The following is a 13,010-nucleotide window of genomic DNA, read 5'->3' as shown; positions in this document are numbered from 1 at the left end:
AGGGTACGCAGCCGGCCTTGCGGGTTTACCTGCTGCCGGTCCTGGAAGTGCCCCGACCGGACCGCACGTCACCGGAAACCTGGCGCGAGCCCGCCGGGCCGCTGCCCAAAAGCCGGCGCTGGAGTTCCACGAGCACGCGGGCCAGCCGCCGCGATACCTGCATCTGCGACATCCCCAGCCGCTTCCCCAGCTGGACCTGGGTTTCCTCGCAGAAATAGCGGCGGTACAGCAGCTCGCGGTCCGCGGGATCGAGGTCCTGCATGGCCTCCCGCAGGCAGGCCAGGTCCTCGAGCCGCTCCAGGGGCGTTTCCGGGCAGGCCAACAAGTCCCCCACGGACGGGGCGTCGCTGTGCGGGTTGGCTGCGTCCAGGGAATCCGGGTGCATGCTGCTCGACGCCGAGATGGCCTCCTGCACGGCCGCTGCGTCGGTTTCCAGCTCGGTGGCGAGTTCCGCCACGCTGGGATTCCTGCCCAGGGCCTGCACCAGCTCCGGTTCCACGCGGAACATCCTGGTGCGCAGGTCCTGGATATGCCGGGGCGGCCGGACCACCCAGGTGCGGTCACGCAGGTATCTCTTCAGCTCCCCCGCGATGGTTGGGGCGGCGTAGGCGGGGAAACTCTCGCCCTTGGACTGGTCGAAGCCCCGGGCGGCTTTGACCAGTCCAAGGTAGGCCACCTGGTTCAGGTCCGCGCGTTCCCTGCCCCGGGCTTCGAAGCGGGCAGCGAGGGCCTCGGCAAGATCCAGGTAACCCAGGACCAGGTCGTTTTCGAAGGTTGCCCGGAGGCGCCCCTGGTTGCCGGCAGGCCGGTTTTCCCTCTGAGGTTCCAGGCCTGGTTCCTGGACGGGTGGCGTATCCACGGCAAGCGCGGCGAAAGATTCGGGCATGTCGTTGGTTCCCTCGGTTTGGTTCCGAAAGCCTGCGGCAAGACTTAGCAGTAGGAAATCATAAGGTTGCTTATAAAACAATCCTTCCCGGCAGTAGGCTCGTCAGGTAAGACGAAATTGCACGCCCGCCGCCAAGGAGTCCTTACCATGCGCATCGCCATCACCGGAGCCAGCGGAAATGCGGGGACGGCCCTGCTGCGCAACCTGCAGGGCCAGATCGCCGGGAAGCCGGGAAGCCTGCACCTGAGGGGAATCAGCAGGCGCCTGCCGGACACCTCACGGGCTCCCTACGCCGGTGTCGACTGGCACACGTTGGATGTTGGACTGGAACGCGACAGGCCCCTGCTCGAGTCTGCACTGGCAGGCGTGGATTCCGTGGTCCACCTGGCATGGCAGATCCAGCCAAACCGGGACCTCGACCAGCTGCACCGGACCAACGTCACGGGTACCGCGAACGTGCTGGAAGCAGCCCGGAAGGCGGGCGTCAAACAGGTGGTGTGCGCGTCCTCGATCGGCGCCTACAGCAAAGCCCCGAAGGACAGGCGGCTGGATGAGACGTGGCCGGCCACCGGCATGGCAGGTTCGCACTACAGCCGGCACAAGGCAGCGCAGGAAAAGCTCCTTGATGAGTTCGCGGCAGCGGAGCCGGGAATCGCAGTGGCAAGGCTGCGTCCCGGGCTGATTTTCCAGCAGGACGCCGCGAGCCAGATCGGCAGGTACTTCCTGGGCCCGGCCATCCCCCGCGTGGTGCCAAAAAGGCCCTGGCTTCCGGTTCTGCCCGCCCCGGACAACCTCATTTTCCAGGCTGTTCACGCGGACGACGTCGCCGAGGCCTATTGGCGCGTCATCGACCAGCGGGCCTCCGGGGCCTTTAATGTCGCCGCCGAACCGGTGCTCACACCCCGGGAACTTGCCCGGATCGTGCGGGCGCGGAGAATCCTCCCTGTCCCCATGGAACTGCTCCACAAGCTCGTGGGCCTGGCCTGGCAGCTCCGCCTTCTTCCCATGGACGCCGGGTGGGTTGAGATGGCTGCGGGCGTCCCGGTGATGGACATGGAGCGCGCCTGGCGGGTCCTGGGCTGGAAAGCCAGGAAATCATCCGTGGAGGCAGTCCTTGACGTGCTGGCGGGCATGGGAGCAGGGGAGGGAGTGGCTCCCTCCCCTGTCCTGGCACCGCGCGCCCTCAAGCGGCGGCACTGACGCCCGGGCGTTCCAAACCGCCGGTGGACTAGATACCCGGGCGGGGATTCTCCTGTTCACCGTGGCTGCCCGTCAGGGGATTCGTGGTGCCGTTGCGGCTGTCACTCCGGCCATCGCCGTCGGTCCGGTCGTCGCGGTGGTGCGCACCGCCGTCGAGGACCTGGTCGTTGCGGACGCCATCGCGGGCAGCGTCAGCGCCGTCGCCGGGGCCGGCCACCCCTGCGGCAGCATCGCCATGGTGGATGCCTTCACGGTTGCTCCGGTCCCCGCGGCCGGTGGTGACGTCGGGATCAAGCTCGTCTGCTTTCCGCGTCCGATCGGCGATGTCTTCCCGGAGCGACTTTGCCTCGGTTGCCTGATGCTCCGCCTGCTGGCGCAGCCGGGCCGCATCAACCTGCGCCTGCTCGGCGTCTGCCTTGGCCCGTGCAGCCTTGGCCTCGCGCTCGCGGGCGTCAAGTTCCCGATCCTGGGCATCCCGGCGGATCTCGGCGGCCTTTTCGCGGTGCGCGTCGTCCCGTTTCTGCTGGAGCGCTTTGCGGCGCCGTCCCGTTGCCAGGAGCAGCAGCACAATCAACACCACCACAACAATGGCCACTATGACCCAAACCCATGGAGCTGTTTCCACACTTCCCACCACTTTCGCCTTGTAGTTTCCGGAAGGGGCGGAAGCCTTTCCGGCTGACATTTTTGGGACCGTTACCTACTCGATTAGCAAGGGCACTTACCTTTTATTAGTAATCATGCTTATTATTTTACGGCCAGTATCGCTGGTTCTTGATCAACAACCGGCCTTCTTGGAAAGAGAGAGCGAAGATGACAGAGAACCGATGGCCCGAGGATCCCGCCTACACGGCTCCGCCGGCCTCCACAGGAATTCCGGGCGAGCGAAGCGCCACTACTTTCCCGCCGGCCGCAACTTCCCCTGACCGCGAGGTCCCTGGCAGCACCTCCGGGACGTCCCGCAAGGAAGCAGCGAAGGAAGAAGCAGCCGATGTTGCACGGACGGCGGCAGACTCGGCGCAAAACGTGGCCCAGACCGCCAAGGAAGAAGTTGCGAACGTTGCGTCCGAGGCCAAGCACAGCGCCCAGGATCTGCTGGCGCAGGCGAAGTCCGGGTTGTCAGACCAGGCGGGCACGCAGCAGCAGAAGGCCGCCGAGGGCATTCGGAACATTTCGAGCCAGCTGCACAGCATGGCCAGCGCCCCGGAGCAGCAGGGTGTCGCCAGCGATTTGATCCGACAGGCTGCCCAGCGCAGCGAGTCTGTCGCTTCCTGGCTGGAGAACAAGCAGCCGGGTGACCTCCTGGGCGAAGTCCAGCGGTTCGCCCGCAATCGCCCGGGCACGTTCCTGCTGCTCGCCGCAGGAGCCGGTGTCCTGGCAGGCCGCCTCACCCGGGGCCTCGCCGCCGGCACCGAAACCTCCTCCACCGCCGGCGCCGGCCGTGCCGGCACGTCGGGACTTTCCGGCCAGTATTCCAGCCCGTACGGCGACCAGTACGCCGAGGGCTACGCTGCCGCCGGCGGAACCGTCCCGCCCCCGCCGGTCCAGTCCCCCGCACCGGCCACTGCTGCCGGTTTCGACGGCGGTGCTCCGGGTACGGGCTACCCGTCAACCACGCCCTATCCGTCAGCAGCATCTGCGCCCGGCCCGCTGGGCAGCCCGCAACTGGTGGAAGAAGAACCCTGGGCAGGCAGCCGTACGGCTGAGGACCCGCTGGGCGACCGCAGCCTTGCCGATGACCCGATGGCCGGCGATCCCCTGACGCGGGACCGCTCCAGGGACGGCCAGTCCGGCGGTCTGTGATGAGCAGCCAGATTCCGGAGATGCCGCCGAGTGAGGCGCATGTGAAGGCGGACAACGCGTCGCTGGGTGAGTTGCTGGGTGATGTCACCCGGGACCTGTCCACCCTGATGCGCCAGGAAGTGGAGCTCGCCAAGGCCGAACTGAAACAATCCGCCACCAGGGCAGGCAAAGGCTCCGGCATGCTCGCCGGAGCCGGCGTCGCCGGGCACTTCGTCCTGATCTTCCTGTCCCTGGCCCTGATGTTCGCCCTCGGCGCGCTGATGCCGCTGGGCTGGGCCGCAGTGATCGTCGCCGTAATCTGGGGCATCATCGCCGCGGTCCTGGCCTCGATCGGCCGCAAGGAACTCAAACAAATCAAAGGCCTGCCCCAGACAGGCGAAACACTCTCCGAAATTCCCCCAACCCTCAAACCAGGTGAGGTAAACCGATGAGCGAAAACCCGGACGCAATCCGCGCCGACATAGAAGCCACCCGCGCCCGCCTGGGCACCAACGTGGACGCCGTGGCAGACAAAGTCACCCCGTCCAACATCGTCCACCGCCAGACCGACAAGGTAAAAGACGCCGTTGTCGGGGTGAAGGAGAAAATCATGGGAGCAGCAGACACCGCCAGCAGCACCGCCCACAACGCGGCCCACACCGGAGCGGGGCACACCACCAACGCCCTGCACAGCACCGGCGAGACCCTGCACGACGCCAAAGACAACGTCGCCACCAAACTCTCCGACGCCGGCACCGCGATCAGCCACACCCCGGACCAGGTCAAAGCCAAAGCCCAGGGCAACCCCCTGGCCACCGGCCTGATCGCGTTCGGCGCCGGGATGCTCATCTCGTCCCTGATCCCCCCAAGCGCGAAGGAACGCGAAGCGGCCCAGCAACTCAAAACCGCCGCCGAACCCCTCGTCAGCCAAGTCACCGACGCCGCCAAAACCGTGGCCCAGGACCTGAAGGAACCGGCCCAGGAAGCAGTGGAAAACGTCAAAGCCACCGCCACCGACGCCGCCCAAAACGTCAAAGCCGAAGGCCAGGACGCCGTCACCGACGTCAAAGACCGCGCCACCGACGCCAAAGACCACGTCCAAAACACCTAAGCGCACCGCGGCAAACCCCAAGGCACAGCACCATCTGACAGGCCGGCCCCGCCATCCCGCGGAGCCGGCCTGTCAGTTTTCGCACCCTATCGAGAGGACACCCCATGGCCACTCACGACTCATCCGAAACAAGTACCGCCAAGGCAAGCCAGGCGCCGGCTCCGGACGACTCCCGGAAGCCGGACAGCCCCCGGGAACTGGACAAGCCGAACTGGAAGTACATCCTCAAAAAGACCCTCCGCGAGTTCACCAAGGACCAGTGCCCCGACCTCGCGGCAGCCCTGACCTACTACGCGGTCCTGTCGCTCTTCCCGGCAATCCTGGCCCTGGTGTCCCTGCTCGGACTGTTCGGCGATCCGCAGAAGACCACCAATGCCCTCCTGCAGATCGTGAGCGGTTTTGTCCCGGCGGAGACTGTGGGCACGGTGGGCGGAGTGGTGAAAGACCTGGCCAGCGCCCCCGCCGCAGGATTCACTCTGGTCATTGGCCTTGCCACCGCCCTGTGGTCGGCCTCAGGCTACGTCGGTGCCTTCGGCCGGGCCATGAACCGCGTCTACGAGGTGGACGAGGGCCGGCCCTTCGTGAAACTGCGCGGCACCATGCTGGTGGTCACGCTCCTGTCGGTGGTTATCATCGCCATCCTGGCCGGCATGCTGGTGCTGAGCGGCCCGGTGGCCGAGGCGGTTGGCGGCCTGATCGGCCTCAGTGGTGTTTTCCTCGCCATCTGGGACATCGCCAAATGGCCCGTGATGGTGGCCCTCATCATCGTGATCATCGCCGTGCTTTACTACGCCACCCCCAACGTCAAGCAGCCCAAGTTCAAGTGGATGAGCCTGGGTTCGGGCATCGCCCTCTTCGTCTTCCTGCTGGCCTCCCTCGGCTTCGGGTTCTATGTGGGCAACTTCGGCAACTACAACAAGACCTACGGCGCCCTGGGCGGCGTGATCGTGATGCTGCTGTGGCTGTGGATCCTGAACATGTCCCTGCTCTTTGGCGCGGAGTTCGACGCCGAAATGGAGCGGGGACGCCAACTCCAGGCCGGCATCAAGGCAGAAGAGACCATCCAGCTGCCGCCACGTGACACCAAGAAAAGCGAGAAGCTGCAGAAGCAGGAGGAAGAGGACATCCGGCACGGCCGCGAACTCCGGGAGAAGTACAGCGCCGCCAACGGCGGCGGGGCTGGCAAGGACGAGGGCTCTGCGCAGAACGGGGACCGCAGCCAGCGTTCCGGCCAGTCCGCGGAACGGCACCGCGACAGGGTCCGGGACAAGCTCCGTGAGCGCGGTACCGGCAAGGAGTAGCGGCGGGGTTCCCGGGAATCCGCCGTCCTCGTGGCAGCGTGTCCGGGGACTAGGCAGGACCTTCAAGATAGGGGAAAATTGTTCTGGAGGTCCTGTCAGTTTCCCGGGTCAGCAAGGTGGCCCGGGACAAAAGCGGGGCCGGCGGTGAGATGGCCTCTTCTGAGACCGAGGCCAGTCCCCCCAGTCGCCGTCGGCCCCCTCGCTTTACGAATGGCTTCGCCACCGGAAATGCAGGGCCCAACTGGACAAATCACTTGCCCTGCCATACCTTCGTGATTATTCTGCTTGGCCCAATTGGTGCCCGGCAGGTCCGCTGAAGCAGAGACGGCGGTACCCCGGTCGAGCCCGAATGAGCTAACATGCCTGCCACCCATTTTGAAGAATTTATTGCCGAAGCGCTTATCGCGGACCGGGAGCCCGGACTGGGCCTGCGCCGCGACGAACTGTATGGGCTTTACACCAGCTGGTGCCTGATCCAGAAGACCCCGCTCCTGGCCCCGGAGGCCCTCTGGGAAGCCCTCGAGGCCCGGGGAATCAACCCCGACAGCAACAACCTGTCCATGACAGGCCCCGCGGCCGCCGATTACATCGTGGCCAGCGCCCCGGACCTGGTCTGACCGGATCTGCGTCACTCCTTGGCAACCTGTTGAAGCCACCCGTCAGGTGGTTAGCATGGGAGCATGACCGGCCGTAGTTCCGTCCGCCGGCCACCACCCGAAGGGAGAATCACCATGGGTTTGGATGACAAGATCGACAACGCCGCCGAGAAACTGGGCGGCAAGGCCAAAGAGGCCGCGGGGGCGGCCACGGACGACGAGAGCCTGCGCACTGAGGGCCAGGTGGACCAGTCCAAGGCCGACCTGAAGCAGGCCGGCGAGAAGATCAAGGACGCCTTCAAGAAAGACTAGTTTGACCTGAAAAAGGGGGCTGCCGCGGATACCGCGGCAGCCCCCTTTTCAGGTCTCCGGTGCCAGCGATGCCTCCAGGCTCAGCGCCCGGAGATACCCGCCGAGGCCCTGTGGAGCGCGGGCGTGGGTCCTGCCTGAGGTCAGCACGCGGATGGTGTCCGTGGCCTTGACGTTGAAGCCCATCCGCCGGAGCCGCTCCGCCAGGACGCGGTCCTCGTGGGAGCGGTGCCGCGGAAACCCGCCAGCCGCCAGGTAGGCCGATCCACGTATCCCAAAGTTGGCCCCGTAAATGTGTGGGTGGTCTTCCTGGAACGGATGCCGCAGCTGCCACCTGCGCACTAAATCCGGCGCCGCCCCCACGGGGTCGATGTCCACGGACCCCAGTACGGCGTCCGCACCGGCAGCGGCCATCGCGGCCTGGGACACCAGCCAGTCCGGCGGCACCAGCGAATCCGCGTCAGTGTTGGCCAGCCACCATCCGGCCGCAGCCCCAGGTGTGTCCGCTGCCGGGCGCAGGACCTCCCGGATCCCCGCGCGGCGGCTCCTTCCCACGCTGCGGAAGCTGACGGCGAGTGCGGAGAACCAGCTGAACCTCGCCGTGAAGTGCGCGGCCATGGCAGCGGAGGAGTCGATGCAGGAATCCAGGACCACCAGCACCCTTACCGTGGTTTCCGGCTGCAGCCGCTGGAGGGACGCCACGGCAGCCTCCACCCCGCCCACCGCGCGCTCCAGGTGTTCCTCCTCGTTGTGTACCGGCATAATGACGGCCATGTTCCGGACCGCCGTCATTGTGGCGCCTCTGCTTGCTGCGCGGGCGCAATGAGCGTTTCCAGCAGGAAGTCGCGTTCCCGGTAGAGGCCATGGGTCCGCCATTTCAAGCGGCTCCGGGCAATGGTGTGGACTGTTTCGCCATCGAGCTCCCACCCTGAAATGGGATGCCGCCAATGGCAGAGCAGCAGCGTGCCGCCGGGCAGGATGGAGTCCGCGATGTTGTCCAGCAGCTCGTCGAGCTCCCGCGGTGCGAAGTAGTAGCCCACTTCGGACAGCACCACCAGATCATAGTTTCCGCCCGGCCAGGAACCGGGAAGTGTGAGCTGCCGAAGCGCAACCCCGGGGAAAGGCGCAAGGCGTTGTGCTGCCCGCTGCAACGCGGTGCTGCTGGCGTCCACAGCCAGCAGGTTGGTGCACTGGGCTGCCAGGTCGGCCGACAGTTCTCCGATGGAGCAGCCGATTTCAAGTCCTGCCGCATACTTGTCCGCCGGCAGGGCTGCCAGCGTCAACGCACGTTTCCTCCGCTCGTACCAGCTGGTGGTGTACTGCCAGGGGTCCGGTTCCCTGGCGTGGACTCCGTCAAAGATCTGTTCGGCCTGCCCGCTGGTGTGCGGAACCCCCGCCTCCGGGTCATCACGTTTCCCGGGAAACACGCCTGGCCCGGTCCAGGCGAACGTCTCAAAGGGGCGGGAAAAGTGCCGGAGGAAGGGCTCGTCCAGCAGGACCTCATCCCCCGCGTGCGGTGACAGCGGCCGGGTTTGGCTGATGTGCGCCCGCATGGCCCGCTCCTTGGCGAGCTGTTCCCGGGGTTCAAGGCCCACCCTGTTCCAGTCGCGCCAGGCGGGATGGTCGGGCGTGGCCCACAGCCAGTACCAGATGGGGTACTCCATCAAGGCGTGACCACCGCTGGTTGCAACGTCCGCAGCCACCGCTCCCAGGGCCTCATGGTCGGTATGCCCGTCGGCGCGGTAGGGCGCAACAATCGCGACCCGCCCCGGCTGGCCTCCCAGCCGGCCGGCAGCCTCCTGGACACGGCGGCGAAGATCCGCGGCGTGCTCCTGCAGGCCGCCGTCGGGCAGGTGCAGGTATTGCCAGCAGTCCTTCAGTCCCAGGCATTCCATTCCGGCCGCAAATTCCCCGAGCCGGGTGGCGGCCAGGTCTTCCCGTGAGATGGTGCGGGAGGCGGGGTGGGAAGCCTCACCGGCCGTGCACAGGAGGACGCTGACCTCAGCCCCGACGCTGTGCAGGCGCGCCAGCAGTCCCCCGGCGCCCAGGCTTTCGTCATCCGGATGGGCGGCCAGGACCAGGAACTTCATCGCGGCCAGCTCCTGGTCGCTGAGCGGGAGCTCGGCGATGACGGGCAGGCCGCTGGCCGCCCAGTCCGATTCGTCCGTCCCGGCGTCGGTGTGCGCAAACGTCACCATCCGGCGTCACCTTTCAGGGTCAGCGCGCCCAGCTGGGCGTCGTCGCGCATTGCGTGGTGTTGGCGGACGTAAAGGGCAAGATCGGCCATCTGCTTGGCGTATTTTTCGTCGAAGGCCAGCGGTCCCGGTCCCCGGTTGCTGCCCACCAGGAATAAAATGCGTTCGACGGCGGCGGCACAGGTTCCGCGCACGCGCAGCGCGTCGCTCCATGCCGATGTCCGCTCCGCCGGCGGCCTGCCCGCCGCATCAATCCCTGACGCCGTTTGCGCCAGGTACTGCAGTCCCGAGGTCAGGATCCGGTCCACCTCACCGAGGCTTGCAAGTGCGATCTGGTCGGGGTCGCGGCCGGCGGCCACTCCGGAATGCAGGGAGTCCCGGTAGCCGCGGGCAATCCCGACGGCACCGCCGAGCCAGCACGCGGCAACGCCCATGCCGCCCCACGCAAAGCCGGGCCGGCTGAAGTACCAGTTGGTGCCGTGAAGTGGCTCCGCGGGAACCCCGTCGAAGTGCACTGTGCCGCTGGGTATCTCCCGCAGGCCCCGGGCAACCCAGGCCGGTTCGTCGCACGCCACCCCGGCGTGCCGGAGGTCCACCGCGAAAGCTGCCCTGCCGCCGTCGTCCGTGTGCGCGGTGACCACCGCGTGGTCCAGGAGCGGGGCAAGGGAGCACCACGGTTTGGCGCCGTGAAGTGTCACGCCGGCGCCACCTTCCTTCGCTTCGAGGCGGGCGCCTGGCCCTTCAGCGGCGAACACTCCCCATGCACCTGTCACGGAGCCCGGATCGCGGCCGGCCTGGGCCAGGATGCTGAGTGCATCCAGGTGCGGCTCAAAAACGCGCGCCGCCCCCACGTCAACGGCAGCCACCGAGGCGAGGAGTTCCCAGAGGATACCCGTCCGGCCCTCGCCGGGCTGCGGCCATGTTCTGCCCGCTTCACGCGCCAGGTCGAGCAGGGCAGGAACATCCCCGGCGGCTGCGGCAACGGCTTCAAGCAGGGCACCCGCTGCATCCGGGTGTCCGGCTCCCGCAGAAAGACTGACAGGACACGGCTTCCCTTCGCCGGGGAGTTCGGGCTTCTCTGCGCCTGACCCCGGCGAAGCGCGGACGGCGCCTATTTGTCTGCCGGCTCGGTGACCGACGCCGAAGCGGACATCGTCTCGGCATTCACCATCCACGCCAGCTGCTCCAGCCGCTCGATGACGGCATGGAGCAGGTCCGCGCTGGTGGGGTCTTCCTCGTCCACCTCGTCGTGGACGTCCCGCATGGTCTGCACGGTCCGTTCCAGCCGGGCGGTGACAAGTTTGACGGTGTCCTTGGTGGTCACCAGCCCGCGCGGAAACTCCTCCAGCCGGCTGCCGGAAGAGACGGTGCTGCTGCGCCCGTCCGGCAGGGCGTGCAGGGCCCGCATCCGCTCTGCTGCCTGGTCGGCGAACAGCCTGGCAGCGGCAATAATCTCGTCCAGCTGCAGGTGCAGGTCGCGGAAGTTGGTCCCCACAAGGTTCCAGTGCGCCTGCTTTCCCTGCAGGTGCAGTTCGATCAGGTCGGTGAGCACCATCTGCAGGTTACTGGCAAGGGTGGGCGACGCTTTCATCATTTCCTCCACTGCGGCTGCGGATCCGGCTGGCGGTCAACCGGGGCACTTCCATAAGCATACTTACCAGTCCGGCGGCCTGCGCGAAAATCGGCACGGCCGTGCGCTACCTGATCCGGGCCAGCGCGAATCCGTCCCAGCCCTTGGAGCCTACGGTCTGGATGACGGTGGCATCGAGCCGGGGATGCTCGCCCAGCAGTTTGAGCGCCTCAACGATTCCGGGTGCGTTGACGGGGTCCATGTCCGGGTCCAGGACAGCACCTTCCCAGATGGTGTTGTCCAGGACCACCGTTGTGCCGGGGCGGCCGAGGCGGACGGCCCAGTCCAGGTAGCGACTGTTGTTCTCCTTGTCCGCGTCAATGAAAATGAAGTCGAACGGATCCCGCTCCTCTTCCCACAAGGCCGCGAGCGTGTCCAGGGCGGGCCCCAGCCGGATCTCCACCTTCTGTCCCAGCCCCGCATGGTCGATGTTCGCCCATGCCACTTCCGCGTGCTTGGGGAGGAATTCGCACGTGACCAAAGTGCCGTCGTCGGGCAGTCCCTGCCCCATCCAGATGGTGCTGAACCCGGCCAGCGTGCCTACTTCCAGGACCCTCCGGGCGCCGGAAATCTGGACAAGGAGCTTGAGGAGCTTGCCTGCATTGGGCGCCACCTCGATGGCGGGCATGCCTGCCTCAGCCGCCGACTGCACTGCCCGGAGCAACGCCGGATCAGGATGGACCACGATGTCGGACAGGAACTTCTCGGTGGCGATCCACTCCGGCCGGGGCTTGTGCTCAAACATGGGCACAGTCTGGCACGGGGCTCCGCGCGGGTCCAGAGAACAAGGTCCCCGCGAAAGTCGCGCTGCCAGGCACCCGGCCGCCGGGGCGGAAACCGTTCAGGAACCGCTATCGGCCAGTGCTTCTTCCAGGCGGTCCACCTTGGCGGTAAGCTCACCGGAATACCCGGGCCGGATGTCAGCCTTGATCACCAGGGAGACGCGGCTGCCGTAGCGCCCCACCGCCTCGGTGGCCCGCCGGACGACGTCGAAAACTTCATCCCACTCTCCCTCGATGGTGGTGAACATCGAATCCGTTGTGTTGGGCAGGCCCGATTCGCGGACGATTTTCACCGCGGCGGCGACGGCGTCGTGAACTGACGCATCAGCGGGCCGGGAACCTTCAGCGGGGGTACCTGAGGGGGCAACAGAAAAGGCAAGCAGCATAGGGCCAGTGTGCCATGGCGGGGATGCGGGACGAAGGCGGAACGCACCGTTCCCGCCGTCACAAAACCCCCTACCCCCCAGTAACGGTGATCGGCAGGACCTCGATTGCTAACCTTTTGGCATGAGCCTCGCAGTCGCCCGCAAGCCCCTCCGCGCCGACGCAGCGCGGAACGTGGACAAGATCATCACGGCTGCCCGGCAGTGCTTCCGCGAGTTCGGCCCGGAAGTTCCCCTCCAGACCATCGCGGCAACTGCCGGGGTGGGCCCGGCCACCCTGTTCCGGAACTTTTCGGACAAGGAGGAACTGGTCCTTGCCGCCCTCAACCGGCAGCTCCGGCTCACCGTGGACCCCGTAGTGGACGGAGCCCTGGCGGACATCGATGCCGCTGCCGGACTCCTGCGGGTCATGGAGGCTCTGATGACGGCAGCCAGTGACGACGCCAACCTCCTCGGGGCTGTTGCCGGCCGCCGGGAGTTGCTTACCGGTATTACGGGTTCCCTGATGGAATCGATCAGTGTGCTGCTGGTGCGCGGACAGGGCCAGGGAAGCCTGCGCGAGGACATCTCCATGACGGACATGTTCCGGCTGCTGGCGATGCTCATCGGGGTGGTGGACACCATGGAACCCGGGTCCGATGCCTGGCGCAGGCCCTTGGCGCTGGTGGAGGACGCCATCAGGACGGTCCGCCCCGGCCGCCCGCTTCCCGTCCATGTACCGGTGCCCGCCGCGCCCCTCCCCTAAGGGCCTTAAACCGGGCAGCCAAGGCCTGACTGCCGCTCCGGGATGGGCGCGGGGGCCTGATTCCGGCGGGGTTTCCCACCATTGTGGGCG

The 13,010-nt window shown here is 66.8% G+C and carries 16 protein-coding genes; 8 read left to right on the top strand and 8 right to left on the bottom strand.

The window, feature by feature from the left end:
- Nucleotides 1–25: 25 nt before the first annotated feature.
- Entirely contained in the window at nt 26–886 is an 861-nt protein-coding gene (locus tag BACI348_RS03175; protein ID WP_159823917.1) for a sigma-70 family RNA polymerase sigma factor, read from the bottom strand.
- Nucleotides 887–1,033: 147 nt separating this feature from the next.
- On the opposite strand from BACI348_RS03175, the gene BACI348_RS03170 reads away from it, so the two are divergent.
- Nucleotides 1,034–2,086 carry an NAD-dependent epimerase/dehydratase family protein gene (locus tag BACI348_RS03170; protein WP_159823916.1) on the top strand — a complete coding sequence of 351 codons (1,053 nt, stop codon included), beginning with the start codon at nt 1,034–1,036 and terminating at the stop codon, nt 2,084–2,086.
- A gap of 28 nt (nt 2,087–2,114) precedes the next feature.
- Here the strand turns inward: BACI348_RS03170 and BACI348_RS03165 are convergent, their stop codons facing one another.
- Nucleotides 2,115–2,771: a hypothetical protein gene (locus BACI348_RS03165; RefSeq protein WP_159823915.1), complete on the bottom strand. Its 657-nt coding sequence runs from the start codon at nt 2,769–2,771 to the stop codon at nt 2,115–2,117.
- 128 nt (nt 2,772–2,899) lie between these two features.
- On the opposite strand from BACI348_RS03165, the gene BACI348_RS03160 reads away from it, so the two are divergent.
- From BACI348_RS03160 to BACI348_RS03135, 6 genes are all read left to right on the top strand, one after another.
- Nucleotides 2,900–3,889, top strand: coding sequence for a hypothetical protein (locus BACI348_RS03160; RefSeq protein ID WP_159823914.1), 990 nt, complete (start codon nt 2,900–2,902; stop codon nt 3,887–3,889).
- On the top strand, nt 3,889–4,320 hold the full coding sequence (locus BACI348_RS03155) for a phage holin family protein (protein ID WP_201298363.1): 432 nt from the start codon (nt 3,889–3,891) through the stop codon (nt 4,318–4,320). Before BACI348_RS03160 ends, BACI348_RS03155 begins: the two co-directional genes overlap by 1 nt.
- Nucleotides 4,317–4,979, top strand: a complete 663-nt coding sequence (locus BACI348_RS03150) for a DUF3618 domain-containing protein (RefSeq protein ID WP_159823913.1) — start codon at nt 4,317–4,319, stop codon at nt 4,977–4,979. The genes BACI348_RS03155 and BACI348_RS03150 overlap by 4 nt, the downstream gene beginning before the upstream one ends.
- A gap of 104 nt (nt 4,980–5,083) precedes the next feature.
- The gene (locus BACI348_RS03145) at nt 5,084–6,280 is read left to right on the top strand and encodes a YihY/virulence factor BrkB family protein (RefSeq protein ID WP_159823912.1); all 1,197 of its coding nucleotides are present in this window, start codon (nt 5,084–5,086) and stop codon (nt 6,278–6,280) included.
- Between the two features lie 359 nt (nt 6,281–6,639).
- Nucleotides 6,640–6,897 carry a hypothetical protein gene (locus BACI348_RS03140; protein ID WP_159823911.1) on the top strand — a complete coding sequence of 86 codons (258 nt, stop codon included), beginning with the start codon at nt 6,640–6,642 and terminating at the stop codon, nt 6,895–6,897.
- A gap of 114 nt (nt 6,898–7,011) precedes the next feature.
- Entirely contained in the window at nt 7,012–7,188 is a 177-nt protein-coding gene (locus tag BACI348_RS03135; RefSeq protein WP_159829735.1) for a CsbD family protein, read from the top strand.
- A gap of 48 nt (nt 7,189–7,236) precedes the next feature.
- Here the strand turns inward: BACI348_RS03135 and BACI348_RS03130 are convergent, their stop codons facing one another.
- The 6 genes from BACI348_RS03130 to BACI348_RS03105 form a co-directional block, all read right to left on the bottom strand.
- Complete coding sequence (locus BACI348_RS03130; protein WP_236557391.1) at nt 7,237–7,977, bottom strand: glycosyltransferase family 2 protein; 741 nt, start codon at nt 7,975–7,977, stop codon at nt 7,237–7,239.
- Complete coding sequence (locus tag BACI348_RS03125) at nt 7,974–9,383, bottom strand: bifunctional PIG-L family deacetylase/class I SAM-dependent methyltransferase (RefSeq protein WP_159823910.1); 1,410 nt, start codon at nt 9,381–9,383, stop codon at nt 7,974–7,976. The genes BACI348_RS03130 and BACI348_RS03125 overlap by 4 nt, the downstream gene beginning before the upstream one ends.
- On the bottom strand, nt 9,377–10,375 hold the full coding sequence (locus BACI348_RS03120) for an acyl-CoA dehydrogenase family protein (RefSeq protein WP_159829733.1): 999 nt from the start codon (nt 10,373–10,375) through the stop codon (nt 9,377–9,379). The genes BACI348_RS03125 and BACI348_RS03120 overlap by 7 nt, the downstream gene beginning before the upstream one ends.
- 116 nt (nt 10,376–10,491) lie before the next feature.
- Nucleotides 10,492–10,971: a Dps family protein gene (locus BACI348_RS03115; protein WP_159829732.1), complete on the bottom strand. Its 480-nt coding sequence runs from the start codon at nt 10,969–10,971 to the stop codon at nt 10,492–10,494.
- 106 nt (nt 10,972–11,077) lie between these two features.
- The gene (locus BACI348_RS03110; RefSeq protein WP_159823909.1) at nt 11,078–11,755 is read right to left on the bottom strand and encodes an O-methyltransferase; all 678 of its coding nucleotides are present in this window, start codon (nt 11,753–11,755) and stop codon (nt 11,078–11,080) included.
- Nucleotides 11,756–11,851: 96 nt separating this feature from the next.
- Complete coding sequence (locus tag BACI348_RS03105; protein WP_159823908.1) at nt 11,852–12,178, bottom strand: thiamine-binding protein; 327 nt, start codon at nt 12,176–12,178, stop codon at nt 11,852–11,854.
- Between the two features lie 121 nt (nt 12,179–12,299).
- On the opposite strand from BACI348_RS03105, the gene BACI348_RS03100 reads away from it, so the two are divergent.
- On the top strand, nt 12,300–12,920 hold the full coding sequence (locus BACI348_RS03100; protein WP_159823907.1) for a TetR/AcrR family transcriptional regulator: 621 nt from the start codon (nt 12,300–12,302) through the stop codon (nt 12,918–12,920).
- The last annotated feature ends 90 nt before the right edge of the window (nt 12,921–13,010 follow it).

Origin of the sequence: Arthrobacter sp. 9AX, from assembly GCF_902506095.1 — a bacterium.
Taxonomy (GTDB): Bacteria; Actinomycetota; Actinomycetes; order Actinomycetales; family Micrococcaceae; genus Arthrobacter.
The sequence above is the reverse complement of the archived record's forward strand: the minus strand, read 5'-3'. Positions and strand labels throughout refer to the sequence as shown.

Coding starts and splice junctions, on each gene's coding strand:
- BACI348_RS03175 (WP_159823917.1), bottom strand. CDS start 886: ATGCCCGAATCTTTCGCCGCGCTTGCCGTGGATACGCCACCCGTCCAG.
- BACI348_RS03170 (WP_159823916.1), top strand. CDS start 1,034: ATGCGCATCGCCATCACCGGAGCCAGCGGAAATGCGGGGACGGCCCTG.
- BACI348_RS03165 (WP_159823915.1), bottom strand. CDS start 2,771: ATGTCAGCCGGAAAGGCTTCCGCCCCTTCCGGAAACTACAAGGCGAAA.
- BACI348_RS03160 (WP_159823914.1), top strand. CDS start 2,900: ATGACAGAGAACCGATGGCCCGAGGATCCCGCCTACACGGCTCCGCCG.
- BACI348_RS03155 (WP_201298363.1), top strand. CDS start 3,889: ATGAGCAGCCAGATTCCGGAGATGCCGCCGAGTGAGGCGCATGTGAAG.
- BACI348_RS03150 (WP_159823913.1), top strand. CDS start 4,317: ATGAGCGAAAACCCGGACGCAATCCGCGCCGACATAGAAGCCACCCGC.
- BACI348_RS03145 (WP_159823912.1), top strand. CDS start 5,084: ATGGCCACTCACGACTCATCCGAAACAAGTACCGCCAAGGCAAGCCAG.
- BACI348_RS03140 (WP_159823911.1), top strand. CDS start 6,640: ATGCCTGCCACCCATTTTGAAGAATTTATTGCCGAAGCGCTTATCGCG.
- BACI348_RS03135 (WP_159829735.1), top strand. CDS start 7,012: ATGGGTTTGGATGACAAGATCGACAACGCCGCCGAGAAACTGGGCGGC.
- BACI348_RS03130 (WP_236557391.1), bottom strand. CDS start 7,977: ATGACGGCGGTCCGGAACATGGCCGTCATTATGCCGGTACACAACGAG.
- BACI348_RS03125 (WP_159823910.1), bottom strand. CDS start 9,383: ATGGTGACGTTTGCGCACACCGACGCCGGGACGGACGAATCGGACTGG.
- BACI348_RS03115 (WP_159829732.1), bottom strand. CDS start 10,971: ATGAAAGCGTCGCCCACCCTTGCCAGTAACCTGCAGATGGTGCTCACC.
- BACI348_RS03110 (WP_159823909.1), bottom strand. CDS start 11,755: ATGTTTGAGCACAAGCCCCGGCCGGAGTGGATCGCCACCGAGAAGTTC.
- BACI348_RS03105 (WP_159823908.1), bottom strand. CDS start 12,178: ATGCTGCTTGCCTTTTCTGTTGCCCCCTCAGGTACCCCCGCTGAAGGT.
- BACI348_RS03100 (WP_159823907.1), top strand. CDS start 12,300: ATGAGCCTCGCAGTCGCCCGCAAGCCCCTCCGCGCCGACGCAGCGCGG.